Consider the following 15058-nt stretch of genomic DNA (forward strand, 5'->3'; position numbering starts at 1 on the left):
CATTGCGACGGGTGCTCGCTGCGCTGCTCGAACACCATCCGCACTGAACGCTCGCGCACTTCCGGGGCGTATTTCGTTGTCTTCTTCATGGCTCCATCTTCTCAAGAGTGGGAGCCTCCGCGAAACCCGGGGCGATTCAGGTGGCCACCGCGGCGTCGAGGGCCTGGTGAGCTTTGACGAGCCAGGCCGGGCGTTGGTTGTAGAGGTTGGTGAGTGTGCGCTTCTTCAGTTCGGCCTCGTGGCCGGGGCGGGGGATGAGGCGGTCAGGGTAGCCGGGCACGATCTCCGGGACGCGCTCCACCCAGTCAGCGGGGTTGAGCCAGTTGTCGCGCAGTTCGACGAGGCGCCGGGCCGAGGCCGCGATGGCCTCGGCCGCTGGGCCCCCTGGTGCGCCGGCGGCGGTGTCGGTGGGGCTCATGCCGGTGGGGAAGGGGAAGGTCTCGAAGGTGGTGGTGGGGGTATAGCGGGGCCGGTCTTCGAGACTGGTGCCGAGATGCAGCGCCCACAGCTCATGGAAGCGGGAATGCAGGATGCCAAAGGTGGTGTCGTCTGATCTTGCGATGACGACGACCTGCCCGTCGCAAACGACTGGGAGACGCAACCAGACAAATAGACGGTGTTTGGCTACGCGGGCAGTAGCCATAAACCGCGGTAACCCTTCGATAGCGCTACGAAGATCAGGAGCCGAGCGGGCATGTAGCCACCATCGCTCTTTCTCCAGTGCGTTATTGACGTGCTCGCGAGCTGGCTTCACGTTCTCAATGACGTGCTGGAATGGAGCTTCGTAGCTGAGAGCGAAGTCCAGTGAGCAATTCGAGCCGAAGTCGATGATCCAGGTGTCCGATGGCCGCCGCGTTATATCCAAGCCATTTACCCAAGGTCGGAGGACATCTGAGTTTGGTCGGCCATTGGGATTGCCGCCTTGTTGCAACCATGCACGGGCGGTTTGTCCTTCAACATCAAAGGAGCCTTTCTTCATGCCACCGATGTAAGCACACCGCCTGTTTTCAGCTAACACTGCGGCTCTGGTCAGATTGACCTCATCAGCTGCGCTCAAGTCCGCATAAATGCAAGTGACTTCCACCCCGTCGAGCCGGCTTTTCCGTTGAGTGTCGAACAGGGGGCCAAATCCAACCAGCGACACCCTGACCGCAGCGCCTTCATTCACCCACGGCTCATCGCTCCAAGCCTCGAAAATGCGGGTTGTCTCGGTGATGCGGTCCAGCACCTTGCGGTTGGCGCCGCCGCGGATCGAGTTAGTAGCGACCAGCCCGGCAGCCTGGCAGCAACCGGCCTCGATCTGGGCGCGGGCCTTCTCGAACCAGTACAGCACCAGATCGGCGCCGCCGGGAACGCGACCCTTGTACTCCCTGCGCAGGCAATCCACGTAGGCAGCACCCAGCTCGGAGCGCATCCGCTTGTCGCCCAGGAAGGGCGGGTTGCCGACGATGGCGTCGCAGGTCGGTCAGGGGGCCTCGCTGGCGATGCTCATCTCGCCGTGGATGGCGTTGCCGTCGGCGTCGGTGTCGTCCCAGTCGGTGCTCTGGACGAAGTTGATCAGCGCGTCCCGATTCTCGATGTGATCAAGGCGGGCCAGGATAGGATTCCTGCGGCAGTCATAGCCATGCTTGAGCATCCACTGGATCTCGCCGATCCACACGGTTACCCGGGCCAACTCGGCGGCGTAGGCGTTGATCTCAAGGCCCAGCACGTTGTCCGGGCAGGTCTCGATCGTGAGCTGCCGGTGAAGGCCCAGCGCCTCGGCGTCAAGGTTGGCGCGGTGCTCCAGATCCTTCAGCGCGCGCAGGCTGAGGTACAGGAAGTTGCCCGATCCGCAGGCCGGGTCGAGCACGCGGAAGTTCCTGAGGCGCTCCAGGTGCCCGAGGAAGAGCGCCTGCGCCTCCTGGCCCGCCGTTTGAGACCCGCGGCCGCCGGCTTGATACTTGGCCACTAGCGGTCCGATCTTGGCCTTTGCGCTGTCCCACTCACGCTCGAGCGGCTCGACGACAACCGGGCCGACGAGCTTCATGATGGTGCCGGGGTCGGTGTAGTTAGCTCCCAGCGGGGCGCGGACCTTCGGATCGAGCCCGCGCTCAAACAGCGTGCCCAGGATCGACGGCTCAATCGATGACCAGTCCATCTTGCTCGCCTTGAGCAGGGCATCGATTTCTTCAGGGATCATCTCGACTACGTCGATGTGCTCGAACAGGCCGCCGTTGAAGTACGCGATGTCCTCAAGCAAGAAATCCCCGCCGGAGCGCATGGCAGCGAACAGCTCTGCCACAGAGACAGCGAGCTTTCGAGCGTCGCCCTGTCGCTTGTCGATAACGCGCTCGAACATCTTCCGGGGAAGCAGTCCGATGTCTTCGGCGAACATGCAGAAGAGGCACTGGATGAGGAAGTGAGCGATTTTCTGGGGTTCGTGCCCCCGAGCAGTCATTGACTTCGCGATGTCGGCAAAACGCCCGGCTGCGTCGGCGGTGATGTCGAGAACCGTACGGCCCGGGCGGAATCTCTCGGGGTCTGTGAAGAGCCAGCGTAGCTTCTGCTGGTTTTCCGGTGTGCCGACGTCCTCGAGGCGGATAGTGTGGGTCTCGCTCGGTGTGCCGGTGAAGTGGGTGTGGATCTCAGTAAGTTCCCGGTTGCTGACAACCAGGAGGGGAGGGTTGTCGAGCGCAAGGGCGTAGGTCATGAGCTGGCGCAGCGCGCCGGCCAAGTCGCCGCCGGGGCCCTTGTTTTCCCATCCGAAGTGGCCCCGCATCCAGACGTCCGCCCAGCCATGTCCTGCGCCAGTCCTAGTTGCGCCACGCTCAAAGCAGTAGTTGTCGGGGTCGCTCGGAGTGGGCACCCCTAGCATGTTGCAGAGGTCGAGGAAGAAGGCTTGTGAGCCGGCTCGTTCAGAAAGGGGGTTGTCTTTCCACTTGGCGATAAAGGCTGCGGGCGTCACGGGATCACGGGCATTTTGATTGATCTAGCATTGTCGCAGACTTCAGTCGCAGGGAGCGCACTCAGAGCGTCGATCCGGTTGATGGAGTGATGCTCCCCCCGCTCTGCAATCTCCCGCGCGTAGCCTCGTGGTGCGTGGCTCCTCAAGCTTGGGGGGCGCGCGTCGAGGAGTCGGGGAGGTGGGCGATCATCCGGCGGACTATCTCACGCCGCTCGGCCGGGACGGCGAAGAGCGTGACCCCGAGCTGCCTTGCTACCTCCAAGACGATAGCGAAGCTCACTGTTGAGGGGTCTGTTTCAATTTTTTGTAGCGTGCTTTTGGCGACGCCGGTCGCCAGCGCTGCGTCTTCTAAGGTTAAGCCGGATTGAGTCCTGGCTGCACGGATGAAGTTGGCCACGGTGGTGGGCTCTCCCACGAGGTTGTCGGGAGGAAAGGCTCGGGGTATGACTCGACGCATGATGATCTTTAAAATACTACTATGGCCGAATTTTAGGTGTTGGATGGCAGTTTTGACCAATAAATACTCTTATGGCAGTATTTTTGAATCGATCACGGTGGCTTTCGGCGCCGCGGCGTCTGAGCTGTAGCGCCGGTTAGCCTGGGGCTGAAGTGCTCATCCTCTGCCTGGCCAGCCGCTTCTGGGCCGCAGTCGGTACGTCCGAATGCAGAGACGTTGAGCGCGACGGCTCGTACCGCCGCTCTTCTGTCGGTTTCAACGATGCCGTATCCTTTCGACATGAGCGAATGGCAATCCTTGGTGGTTGAAAATCCCGAGATCCCTGAAATCCTGGACATGGACAGCGGGGAGACGATCGGGGCCGCAAAAGCGATCGGAAACGACTACTCCAAGGCCATTCAGTTCAGGATGGAGCTGCGTACAGCCATCGCCCGGGAAAAACCCAAGTTCCTGTGCCCGATCTGTCAGGTCCCCGTCTATCTGGTTTCCCGAAAGGAAGGCCGTCGATTCTTCTTCCGCCACCAGGTCGAGGATGGCCGTTGCTCCGCACGTACACGAGGTGAGCTCAGCGAAAGGGAGATCGACGCCCGCCGATACAACGGAGCCAAGGAGAGCCGCGATCACCTCCGAATGAAGGAGATCGTCGCCGAGAGCATCGCCTGCGACCATAGGTTCTCCCTCCCGAAGACCGAGGAGACTTGGAAGGGGGCTATTGGGGCGTGGCGCCGTCCGGATGTCCAGGCCAAGTTTGGGGAGCTGCGGATGGCCTTTGAGATCCAGCTCTCAACCACCTATATCCGCGTTATCGCCGAACGTCGGGAGTTCTACCTCCAGGAGGGTGGCCTGCTGATCTGGCTGTTCAAGCGGTTCGACGATGGCGGCAACCGGCTCACGCAAGACGATGTCTTCTACAACAACAACCGCAATGTGTTTTTGGCTAGCGAGGAGACGCTCGCTGCCTCGAAGGCAGCCGGCAAGCTGTGCCTCGAATGCCGCTGGACGGAGCCAGTTGCGGATGGAGGCTCGGTTGTCCTCCAATGGCGGCGGAAGATTGTTTCCATCGACGAACTCACCATCGACGCCGAGCGGCAGCGGATTTACTTCTACGACTTCGACGGAGCCGTCGCCCAGCGGTCCGCGGACTCGAAGATCGCCGGGGAAGAGACACTGCGGCGACGTTTCGAGACGTTCTGGCTAGATCGGGCGAAGCGCGGCCGGAACGACAGCCGCGACGATTTGGTGCCTTGGAACGGACTCCGGAAGGCCTTTGACGAGGTCGGTCTGAAACTGACGACCTATCCAGGTGGGGAAGGCTCGGAGACCCTGCTCAACGCCCTGTATAGCGCCAAGCACGGTCAGATCATCGGATGGAACTACAAGAAGTTCATCGAGATTGCGCACCGCATAGCCGGTGGGCACAAGCGCTACCTGTGGGTTTTCCGCCTCGCCTTGGCTGCCTACGGCCGCGGGGGGATGATTCTGTCCCAGGACCAGTCCGGACTTTGGCGGAAGAGGGTCGCGCACTACAGGCCGCTGATGGACCAAGGTTCCTCGGAATACCAACCCGACCGTCGCTTCGACGGCCTCATTGCTTTCCTGTTTCCGGAGATTGCCGACAGTCTCGATAAGTATCCGCCACCTGCTTCCAGATAGGGTTAGGGCCTCCGAAGGACGCTCGTAACGCCTTGACTCGTTGAAGTCAGCCAAAAGGCTCCGTGACAGCTAGCCCTTGCCGAACAGCCGGGCCCAAAACCCTGACTTCTTCTCGGGGGAGGTCTGGAGGCTTGCCGCCTGCTGCTGATGCAATGCGTCAGGGAGGTTGGGGCTTCGAGGCCTGGCCTGCGCTTGCTGCGGTTCCTCCGCACGGGCCGCAGCTTCGCGCAGGGCCTCGGCGGCAACTTTCCCGAGAAGAGCGGTCAGTTCCTGTTCGAAGCCGATGGTGATGTCCGTCTCCCCGCTGCGTGCGTGCCCAAGCTCATGCAACAGAACGGCCGCGTAGGACTCGATGGAGGCGAGCTCGCTCCGCTTGACGACGATGTCCTCACCAGTCCAGAGCCCTCGGGCTTCGGAGAAGCTGCCAGTCTCGGGCCGCATCGTCTCTGAGATCCTCACCTTCCTAACGCTCGAAGGCAGGCCGCCGATGAGGCCGGCGAGCCGATCAGTCGTTTCGAATACCGATCGCTCCCCGGGAGTGAGCGCGTTGGCGGAAACGAATTTGAACTCGAAGCTGTCGTTCCAAGCCGAGACGAAGTTGCCCAGGTCCTGGATGGCGTGGCCGCCCGCGTCGACCTGTCCCGAGAGCTTTTCCTTGACAGAGCTAGGGATCGTGACGATCTGTCGGCCGCTCGCCCGGGCCTCCTCGACGAACCGAGGTGCGTCCATGATCTCCTCGTCGGTCAGGAAGAGGAAGTTCCCCGAGGCGTTGGCGATCTTCGACGCATGTACGGAGACGTCCGCCCACTTCATCTCGTCATGCAGGGTTCCACTTCCGAAATGGCCGAGGTCGTCAACCAGAGCCTTTGCGACTGCCTCCGAGGACGAGGCGAGCAGGATCGACTTCACTCGGTCGGAGTAGGCCGTACGGCCAACGTTCGTCCTCTCGCGGTTGAGGGCCTTCTTGATGGCTGCTGTCAGCGAGGTGATGTTGTAGGAAAAGAGGAAGTTCTCCTCTTCGGCGACGCGGATCCCGTTTATGTATATGTAGGCGACTGAGCCAGCCTTCCGCAGAACTTCCCCGTAGGGCGTCCGTTCAAGAACCTCCTCGCCGGAGAAGCAGAGGAACAGCCGTTTGGCCTTCTCTACATCCTCGTCGGAGCAGCCTTTGAGGAGGAACTCCGTGCCAACGAACGTGGGGTCGGAAGGGGCGGAGATGCACGCGTGCAAGGTTATTACGTCGGAGAAGTCATGCTTCTCTGAGCGGTCGAAGGCGACGTCGCAGAACTTGGAGAGAATGCGGGTTTCCACTCCGAGTCGATCGAAGGTGGCCAAAGCGTCCTTCAAGCCTACGCCGAACTTGCCGATGAGCCCCGGATGTTCGAGCTTCTCCTGGTTCTCGTTCATCGTGAAGTGCTCGTGGCTTAGGCCCCGGCCGAAGTCCCGAATCCGCCAGAGGCCTTCTGCGTCGCGAGCGATGGAGATTTCGGGTGTGCTGGTCAGGGCCTGCTCGTCGAGGGCGTTAGCAATGATTTCCCTGACGGCGTGGAACGCCTCCCAGTTTTCAAGCATCCGGTCGATATTCAGATCGAACTTCTTCATCGCCGAGTTCACCTACGCTGCTTCGTCTTGGCGTGCGTTGTATTCGATGATGAGCGGCCGTACCCGCTCGAACCAAGCCATAACGCCCTCGCCCTTGTTCGGAGGTGCTTGGTCGGCGATTCCAGCCAGCGCGTCGATGACGTCATCCATGCTCTCCCCGTCCTTCACGTTCAGGAATAGGGGGCCGACGCGGCTGAGCCATTGGAGGTTCGACTCGTCCGGCCTCCGACCTGATTCCGGGCCAAAGAGGTTGGTCGAAACGCTCCTCGACACCTCCCGCATGCGCTTGATTGTTTCTTCGAACCAAACAGCGACAGGCTCGCCCGCCCTCGGTTTGCGGAACTGTACGGCGGAGAGGAGCAGGTCGTAGATTTCCTTCTTGCTGAAGTCCAAGCCGGTAGGGAAAGCCTCCGCGGTGCGTTCGCACCATTCCATGAGACTTTCGTCGTCCTTGATTGCGGAAAAACCGAGGCGGAAGTCTCCCGCCGAGAAGGAGCCGCGCAAGGCTTCCATGCCCGCGGAGCCGTTGTCCTCGTCTTGCGCCTCGGTAGGTGCAGGGGTATCAAAGGCTTGCTGGGGCTGAATGTAGGGCTGATTCTCTTCTTGCCAAACCCGTTTGGCGATCTGCCTCTTGATGCTGGACTCGACGATGGCCCAAGCGATGGGGCCGGCTGCCCACAGCGCAAAGCCGACGAGGGGCATCTCGGCCTTGAAAGCTTTGAAGCCGAGAACAAGAAGCACCGCGCACAGGCCGAAGAAGCCGACGGCCCGGAGGCCGCCGCCCGATGTCTGCTCATCCAGGATTCTGGCGCAGGTGTGACAGAGCGTCCGGGTTCCATATTGCACGCCCGTGGATCCGCTGAGGCGCCGTCCGACATAAATTCGATGCGAGGTGCCCGTCTGAACATTCCGTCGGTAGCCTTGCCCTCGAGGAACATAGGCTCCGCACAGATAACAGTCCGCCATTTGTTCCCCAAGCGATATAAGTATTCTTTCATCTTATCATCCGAGAGCTCGGAGCTGATGTAACCAACCTTTTGAAGGCCTGCTTCTCCGAATGTGGTGGTGCCCGCAAGTCGGGCACCACGCCAAAGCCAGTCCTCCCGCTTTTGGCTGAAATGCGGCCCATAGCTCAACAGATTCGTCTTCGGCGCTAGCTGTCGTCAGCGCACCTCGTCGCGTTACCGACCCTTTGCCGCGCCTGCTGCACCGTTAGAGCTGTCCCTGGCCAGCCTATCCTGCGCTGTCCCATTCCCGGCGAAACTTGCACGATATGCGTAAACTTGCCGAGGAAACTTGCAGGTTATGGGTAAGTTTACGACCCAACCCATTGATTTTAATGAGTGGCGGACTTGCATGTTATGGGGTCCAAACTTGCAAGATATGGGGTCCAAGCCACGCAGGCTATAGACGCCTAGTTCCTATAGGGTCACCTTCACCTCCCTGATTACTCCGGTTTTGTGCCCAAACTGGGGCTTCGGTGCGCTTCGAGCCCTGTCCCCTCGTGCCTTGAGACGAAAAAATGCCCACCGGTGAGGGTGGGCATTGAGGTTTTACGGCTTACCGGCTAGCTGGCCTGTCGACTTGCACGATATGGGGTCCAAACTTGCAAGATATGGGGTCTAACTTGCACGATATGGGGACTCCCACACAAGCAAAAAAGCCATTGATATAGCCGCTCAGCCGCAGGTTCCCACCGCGCCGCAGGCGGTGCAGAAGTCGCAGCCGTCCTTGCGGATCACCGAGTAGTTGCCGCATTCGCCGCACAGGGCGCCTTGCATCAGCTTGGGCTCGTTGTCGTCGCGGGGGGCTTCGAGGATGCCCATTTCGCGGGTCGGGTAGCCGGCTTCGTCGAGCACGCCCAGCATGGCGTAGCGGTGGATCACCAGCGCGGCCATGTAGGCGACGGTGGAGGGCCAGTTCTGCTGGCGGCGGGTGCCGGGCACGAAGGCCATGAAGTCGCCCAGGGGTTCCGGGTAGTCGATGAGCTTGCGCAGCTTCATGCCGATCCAGGCCGGGTCCATGACGCGCATGTCGAGGGACAGGATGCGGGTCAGGCCGTCGAGAGCACGCGGGTAGTTGCCCGACAGCCACATGGAGTAGGGGCGGGTGACGCCGTCCGGCAGGGTGATTTCCTTGAGGCCGAGCACGAAGTCTTCGCCGGTAGCCGGGTTCTGGATGTCCACCGTCCAGGACAGGGTGCCGTCGGTGCCGGTCTTGGGTTCCTGCAGGCTGAACACGCTGTCGAGCACCGGGGTCGGCAGGTCGCCGTCGAGGGCGTTGAGCTTCTCGCAGCGGTAGCGCACGACCTGGGCGAAGGCGGAGACGACGCCCGGCATCAGCTTCTGTTCGCCGTGGGGCGGGAAGCGCAGTTCGAAGGGCTTTTCGCCGACGGTCTTGGCGAGGGCCTCGAGCTTGAGCTTGAGCCAGCCGCGGTCGTTGGCGCGCATGTCCATCGACAGGGTCTTGGCGACGGCACCCAGGCCGCGCGGCTGGTCGGCGCCGTTGACCCACACTTCGAACGGGAAGGCGCCCTTGGCGGGGCTGTCCTCGGTCGGGTCCATGTGGCCGACGAACAGGGCGAAGTTGCCCTGCGGGGTGTTCAGCATGTAGGTCCAGGCGGCGTTGCCGTCCGGCAGGTCGGGGCGGCCGGGCCAGCGCAGGGAGGAGAGCACCGGTGCCGGCAGGTTCTTGATGGACAGACGACGGTTGGTGTCGTCGGAGATCTCGACGTCCTGGGGCTGCTTCTGCTCGCTGCTCGGGGTGACTGACAGGACCGAACCGAGCACGCTGTTGGGCCGGTAGGTGGCGAGCCCCTTGAGGCCGGCCTTCCAGGCTTCGAGGTAAAGGTCCTCGAAGTCGGCGTAGGGGTAGTCCTCGGGCACGTTCACCGTCTTGGAGATGGAGGTGTCGATGTACGGGGCGACGGCCGCGACCATGTCCTTGTGGGCCTTGGCGGAGATTTCCAGCGCGGTCACGAAGTACGGCGGCAGCTTGTTCACGTCACCGCCCAGGTGACGGTACAGGCGCCAGGCGTAGTCCTCGACGGCGTGCTCTTTGAAGGTGCCGTCGGCCATCCGCTTCTTGCGGGTGTAGGTGTAGGAGAACGGTGGCTCGATGCCGTTGGAGGCGTTGTCGGCGAAGGCCAGGCTGATGGTGCCGGTGGGGGCGATCGACAGCAGGTGCGAGTTCCGGAGGCCGTGCTTGCGGATCTTGTCCTTCACTTCGTTGGGCAGGCGCGACGCGAAGTTGCCGCCGGAGAGGTACAGGTCGGCATTGAACAGCGGGAAGGCGCCGCGCTCCTTGGCGAGCTCGACGGAGGCCAGATAGGCCTGATCGCGCATGAACTCGGAGATCTGGGTGGCCATCGCGCGGGCTTCGTCGGTGTCGTAGCGCAGGCGCAGCATGGCCAGCGCGTTGCCGAGGCCGGTGAAGCCGAGGCCGACGCGGCGCTTGGACTGGGCTTCGGCGTGCTGCTGCTCGAGGGGCCAGTGGGTGGCTTCGAGCACGTTGTCGAGCATCCGGATGGAGGTTTCGATGGTCTTGCCGAAGCCGGTGAAGTCGAAGCTGGCCTTCTCGGTGAAGGCGTCCTTCACGTAGAGCGTGAGATTGATCGAGCCCAGGCAGCAGCAGCCGTAGGAGGGCAGGGGCTGCTCGGCGCAGGGGTTGGTGGCCTCGATGGTTTCGCAGTAGTAAAGGTTGTTGTCCTTGTTCATGCGATCGAGGAACAGGATGCCCGGCTCGGCGTGGTCGTAGGTCGAGCGCATGACCTGATCCCACAGGTCGCGGGCGCGCACCTTGCGGTACACCCACAGCCCGTCGTCGCGCTGGTAGCCGCCGGCGGCCTTGATGTCGTTGGAGGGCTCGGCCTTGTGGGCGAGCTCGACGTCGCCATCGGATTCGACGGCCTGCATGAACAGGTCGGTCACGGCGATGGAGACGTTGAAGTTGGTGAGGTCGCCGTGGTCCTTGGCGTGGATGAATTCCTCGATGTCCGGGTGGTCGCAGCGCAGCACGCCCATCTGGGCGCCGCGGCGGGAGCCGGCGGATTCGACGGTCTCGCAGGAGCGGTCGAAGACGCGCATGTAGGAGACCGGGCCGGAGGCGTTGGACTGGGTGCCGCGCACCATCGCGCCCTTCGGACGGATGGAGGAGAAGTCGTAGCCGACACCGCCGCCGCGACGCATGGTCTCGGCGGACTGGGCCAGCGCGGTGTAGATGCCGCAGCGGCCGTCGACGGATTCGGTGATGGAATCGCCCACCGGTTGCACGAAGCAGTTGATCAGCGTGGCGGCGAGGTTGGTGCCGGCGGCGGAGTTGATGCGGCCGGCGGGCACGAAGCCGCGCTCCTGGGCTTCGAGGAACTTGGTCTCCCAGAACAGGCGCTTGTCCTCGGACTCGATGGCCGCCAGGGCGCGCGCGACACGCAGGCGCACCTCGGAGATGGTCTGCTCGTTGCCCTTGGCGTACTTCTCGAGCAGGACCTCGCCGGAGATCTCTTGGGGCTCGAGGCTGGCGGCGGTGACGGGCTGGATTTTGGCGGATTTGGTCGTGGCAGTCATGGCTCTTGGATGGCTGATCGGTAGGGATTTAATTCGGCGCATAGCTTACCCCCGAAGGATGAAATGAGCAAAAATTTTTAAACTTAAAAAACAAACACTTAAAAAAATCAATAGTGGGCTAAAACTTTTTTTTCTACTACATTTAGTAGTGTTTTTCGGCTGAAAATTCAATGAAAAAACGTCGGAAAACCGTCTCAGGCCTTTGATTTGTCGGGAAAATGCCGGCCTGCGATGACGAATTCCTGCGTGGGAGCGACGTCACACCGTTCAGCCGACGGGGCCTTCCGGAGCGCCGACGACCGGAGACGGCGGCCTCACCGAGCCGCATTTCGGGACTGCGACAGCGGCGTGATGCGCAGCCGCCGGGCTCCGGCGACGCCTTGCAAGTCGACGGGTCGCGAGTACGCAGCCGCTGCCGGCAAGCAGCGCACCGAGCACGCACAGGGCCGTCGCAAGCCCTTCGCGCAGCCCCGGCAGCGCGTGCAGCGGTGGCACGTCGAGGCGGTGCAGGGCGTTGAACACCCAGCGGTGCAGGCGATTGGCGTCGTCGATCCGCGACAGTACCCGGCCGGTCGCCGGGTCGAGATACCAGGTGGTGTCCTCGGCGTCCGCGACGCGGATGCGCGCGGCGGGCAGCACGACCTGATTGCGCCGGCCGTAGTAATAAAGATCGGGTTCGTGGATGAGTTCGGCACGGTCCACCGGCCGGCCCTCTACGGCCTCGATGGCGGCAGCCAGGGCTTCCGGCGAGAAGGGGGGCGCAGGGCGGGCGAGATCGTCGAGTCGCGTCACGTGGCCCGGTGTACGCACCTCGAGATAGCTGCGGCCGCCGAAGCGATACCACTCGGCCTCGCGGGCATCCTCGACCTGGGCAAGCTGGCGGCGCAGCAGGCCGAGGTCGTCGGCGGGGCGGAAGGGGAGGCCGGCAAGGGTCTGCGTGGCGCCTTTGGGCAGCCCGCTGAAGGGCAGCAGCCCGAACGGGTGGTTGGAGAGCCAGCCCGATACCAGCCAGCTTGCCGCCAGCGTGCCGGCGCCCAGGCCCAGCAGGTGATGCCAGCGCTTCCAGCCCCGATAGGGTGTGACGGCGCCGCGGGGATAACGCCGTCGCAGTCGCAGCCGCTGGACGCCGAGGGCAAGCCCGGCGCCCACCGCGAGCACGGCCGGCACGGGCAGCCACAGCACCAGCTGGCGCCACAGACGCGTGTCGTCGCCGCGCAGCGGGGTGAAGTAGATCCAGTGGACAACCGTGCCGATCCAGTTCCAGCCACGCTCGAAGCGGGTGGTGTCGGCCAGTACTTCGCCGCTGCGGGACGAGACGTAAAGCGTGGTGCCCGCGGCGTCGTCGAGAGGCACCCGCAGCAGGGGGCGATGAACGTCGTAGGTGGCGTAGACGGTCCATTGGTCCCGTTCGATGGGGTCGATGGCCAGCGGCGTGGCGGTGGGCGCGAAGCGTCGGACGGCATCCCGCACCCCCTCGGCCGACACCTCGACGCGGCGACCGTCATCGGCGCGGACGCTGCAGGCGCCGTCGGGGGTGACGAAGTGATACACCGGATGCCCGCCCCCCATCGCCAGCCGCAGGCTGCGGGGTGCGCCGGCGCAGGCGCGGGCGGCTTCGGCCGGGGCGAGGCGGAGTGACTCGGCCCGCAGCGGCTCGAGATGAGCGACGCGCTCGTCGGGCGTGAGCTTGGGGAACGGCACGTAGAGCATCACCAGCCCGGAGACGAACCAGCCGAGAATCAGCAGCCCGCTGGCGATGCCGAGCCAGCGGTGAGCGAGGTGGAGAAGGCGGAGCGCGTGCTGCTTCATCGGGTGCGACCTGCGGTGACTCGACCCCTGCGGCGGGGGCGGCGTGAGCGGACCTTCGGCAGCAATGGAAGCAGGGCGAGAACCTGGCGCGGACGGGCGTCGCGCGGCCCCAGGGGCCGACCAACCCGTCGCCGGGGGCTGGCGCGCAGTGGCGTCAGCAGGAACCTTGTCTCAGGGGCACCCCGCCCTTGCAGCTCGGAAGGAATGGGTCACGGCAGGTCTCCTGACTCTCGGGTCTGCGTTTCGCGCCGGCCTTCCCGGATCGCGGTGCAATCCAGTGGCAGAGAGGGGGCGCGGAACTCGCCGATCACAGTTGCGGGGGCAGTGCCGGCATTGAGGCGTGTGCCTCGCACCGGCTTCCCTTTCAATCCCCTGGCGGGGAACCAATGACGCTACGAATGCTAGTCGCCCGGGGCAGGCTTGTCAATAACGAGCTACTAGGGGTAGGGCTCTTGAGGGCAGATTTGCCGATATGTAGTTTCGCCATGTCCCATTGCACCGCGCGACGGCCGGCGGTTGCGGCGTCGGGGCGCGGCCAGTGGGTTGTCCTGCGTCATTGCAATCGCCCGGGGCGAGGTTCATGCTCGGCGGGGTCAGGAGGAGAAAATCATGCGCTTGAGCTTTTTCGGTGCGGCGGGCGAGGTGACGGGGTCGTGCACCCTGGTCGAGACCGGGAATGTGCGCTTTCTGGTGGATTGCGGCATGTTCCAGGGCGGCAGCGAGGCGCGCACGAAGAACCAGCGGGCCCTCGATTTCGGATTCGACGTGCGCGACATCGATTTCGTGCTCCTGACCCACGCCCACATCGATCACTCCGGCCTGCTGCCGCGTCTGGCGGTGCTGGGCTTTCGCGGGCCGATCTACGCGACGTCGGCCACCATCGATCTGCTGGCGGTGCTGCTGCCCGACAGCGCCCACATCCAGGAGAAGGAATCCGAGTGGCAGCTGCGCCACCAGCACCGGCGCGGCCAGGGCGAGCGGGGCGTGCGGCCACCGCTGTACACCGTGGCGCAGGCCCAGAAATCACTGGACCTGCTGCAGCCGACGGCCTACGGCGAAACCTTCAACCCGGCGCCGACGGTCAAGGTGTGCTTTCACGACGCGGGCCACATCCTCGGTTCGGCCTGGCTGGAGGTGACCGTGAGCGGCGGCGCGCATCCACGTCGGCTGGTGTTCTCGGGCGACATCGGGATGCGCGACCGGCCGGTGTTGAACGACCCGGAAAAGGTGGTGCCTTCGGCCGACGTGCTGCTCATCGAATCCACTTACGGCAACCGCCTGCACCGCCCTCTGGCCGAGACGGAGGACGAGATCGTCGCGGCCTTCGAGCGTACCCGCGCCTGCCACGGCAATCTGATCATCCCCTCGTTTGCGGTGGGACGGACCCAGGAGATCATTTACATCCTGGCCGATCTCGTGCGGCGGGGGCGCCTTGCACCGGTGAAGATGTACGTCGATTCGCCGATGGCCAACGAGGCGACGCGCATCACCCTGGCCCATCCGGCGATCCTCGACGGCGAGACCCGCGAGCTGATCGCCTGGATCGAGGCGCACCCCGACAAGATGAAGATCGCGTTCGTCGCCGACGTGGAGGGTTCGCGCGCCCTCAACGACGTGCGCAGCGGCGCGGTGATCGTCTCGGCGAGCGGGATGTGCGAGGCGGGGCGCATCAAGTACCACCTGCGCGAGAACCTGCCGCGCAGCGAATGCAGCGTGCTGATCGCCGGCTTCCAGGCCGAAGGCACCCTCGGGCGACGCCTCGTGAATGGCGCCCGGGTGGTGCACATCTTCGGCGAGCCGGTGCCGGTGCGAGCGCGGATCTACACCGTCGGCGGGCTGTCGGCCCATGCCGACCAGGCGGGGCTGCTCGACTGGCTGAGCGACTTCCACACGCCGCCGCGGCACGCCTTCGTGGTTCATGGCGAAGCCTCGGCGTCGGCGGCCTTTGCCGAGGCGATCCGCCAACGCCTCGGGTGGCAGGACGTGCGCCTGCCCCGGCAGGGCGAAAGTGTGGAACTCTAGACCGAT

9 protein-coding genes and 1 riboswitch are annotated in these 15058 nt (G+C 63.8%); of the genes, 2 read left to right on the forward strand and 7 right to left on the reverse strand.

Features of this window, described 5'->3' with window-relative positions; genetic code table 11:
- Positions 1 to 136: 136 nt before the first annotated feature.
- The 3 genes from ACE3P2_RS10675 to ACE3P2_RS10685 all read right to left on the reverse strand — a co-directional run bounded on the left by ACE3P2_RS10675 (position 137) and on the right by ACE3P2_RS10685 (position 3344).
- Positions 137 to 1450 carry a DNA methyltransferase gene (locus tag ACE3P2_RS10675; RefSeq protein ID WP_374264309.1) on the reverse strand — a complete coding sequence of 438 codons (1314 nt, stop codon included), beginning with the start codon at positions 1448 to 1450 and terminating at the stop codon, positions 137 to 139.
- A gap of 15 nt (positions 1451 to 1465) precedes the next feature.
- Positions 1466 to 2947, reverse strand: a complete 1482-nt coding sequence (locus ACE3P2_RS10680; RefSeq protein ID WP_374264230.1) for a DNA methyltransferase — start codon at positions 2945 to 2947, stop codon at positions 1466 to 1468.
- 142 nt (positions 2948 to 3089) lie between these two features.
- Positions 3090 to 3344 (reverse strand): helix-turn-helix domain-containing protein, encoded by a 255-nt coding sequence (locus tag ACE3P2_RS10685; protein ID WP_374264232.1) that lies wholly within the window; start codon positions 3342 to 3344, stop codon positions 3090 to 3092.
- A 321-nt stretch (positions 3345 to 3665) separates the two neighbouring features.
- Between ACE3P2_RS10685 and ACE3P2_RS10690 the strand changes: the two genes are divergently transcribed.
- Positions 3666 to 5057 carry a DUF6035 family protein gene (locus ACE3P2_RS10690; protein ID WP_374264234.1) on the forward strand — a complete coding sequence of 464 codons (1392 nt, stop codon included), beginning with the start codon at positions 3666 to 3668 and terminating at the stop codon, positions 5055 to 5057.
- 69 nt (positions 5058 to 5126) lie between these two features.
- On the opposite strand, the gene ACE3P2_RS10695 is transcribed toward ACE3P2_RS10690, so the two are convergent.
- The 4 genes from ACE3P2_RS10695 to ACE3P2_RS10710 form a co-directional block, all read right to left on the reverse strand.
- On the reverse strand, positions 5127 to 6659 hold the full coding sequence (locus tag ACE3P2_RS10695) for an ATP-binding protein (RefSeq protein WP_374264235.1): 1533 nt from the start codon (positions 6657 to 6659) through the stop codon (positions 5127 to 5129).
- A gap of 12 nt (positions 6660 to 6671) precedes the next feature.
- The gene (locus ACE3P2_RS10700) at positions 6672 to 7505 is read right to left on the reverse strand and encodes a hypothetical protein (protein WP_374264236.1); all 834 of its coding nucleotides are present in this window, start codon (positions 7503 to 7505) and stop codon (positions 6672 to 6674) included.
- 833 nt (positions 7506 to 8338) lie between these two features.
- Positions 8339 to 11221, reverse strand: coding sequence for an adenosylcobalamin-dependent ribonucleoside-diphosphate reductase (locus tag ACE3P2_RS10705; RefSeq protein ID WP_374264238.1), 2883 nt, complete (start codon positions 11219 to 11221; stop codon positions 8339 to 8341).
- Positions 11222 to 11488: 267 nt separating this feature from the next.
- Positions 11489 to 13030, reverse strand: coding sequence for a hypothetical protein (locus ACE3P2_RS10710; RefSeq protein WP_374264240.1), 1542 nt, complete (start codon positions 13028 to 13030; stop codon positions 11489 to 11491).
- Between the two features lie 195 nt (positions 13031 to 13225).
- Positions 13226 to 13433: riboswitch (cobalamin riboswitch) on the reverse strand.
- A 206-nt stretch (positions 13434 to 13639) separates the two neighbouring features.
- Here ACE3P2_RS10710 and ACE3P2_RS10715 point away from each other — a divergent pair.
- Positions 13640 to 15052 (forward strand): MBL fold metallo-hydrolase RNA specificity domain-containing protein, encoded by a 1413-nt coding sequence (locus tag ACE3P2_RS10715; protein WP_374264242.1) that lies wholly within the window; start codon positions 13640 to 13642, stop codon positions 15050 to 15052.
- Positions 15053 to 15058: the final 6 nt, after the last annotated feature.

Source organism: Zoogloea sp. (genome assembly GCF_041911615.1).
Classification (GTDB): domain Bacteria; phylum Pseudomonadota; class Gammaproteobacteria; order Burkholderiales; family Rhodocyclaceae; genus Zoogloea.

Excerpts from the sequence above, each read along its gene's own strand:
- ACE3P2_RS10690 (WP_374264234.1), top strand. The coding sequence starts at position 3,666 with ATGCCGTATCCTTTCGACATGAGCGAATGGCAATCCTTGGTGGTTGAA.
- ACE3P2_RS10695 (WP_374264235.1), bottom strand. The coding sequence starts at position 6,659 with ATGAAGAAGTTCGATCTGAATATCGACCGGATGCTTGAAAACTGGGAG.
- ACE3P2_RS10705 (WP_374264238.1), bottom strand. The coding sequence starts at position 11,221 with ATGACTGCCACGACCAAATCCGCCAAAATCCAGCCCGTCACCGCCGCC.
- ACE3P2_RS10710 (WP_374264240.1), bottom strand. The coding sequence starts at position 13,030 with ATGAAGCAGCACGCGCTCCGCCTTCTCCACCTCGCTCACCGCTGGCTC.
- ACE3P2_RS10715 (WP_374264242.1), top strand. The coding sequence starts at position 13,640 with ATGCGCTTGAGCTTTTTCGGTGCGGCGGGCGAGGTGACGGGGTCGTGC.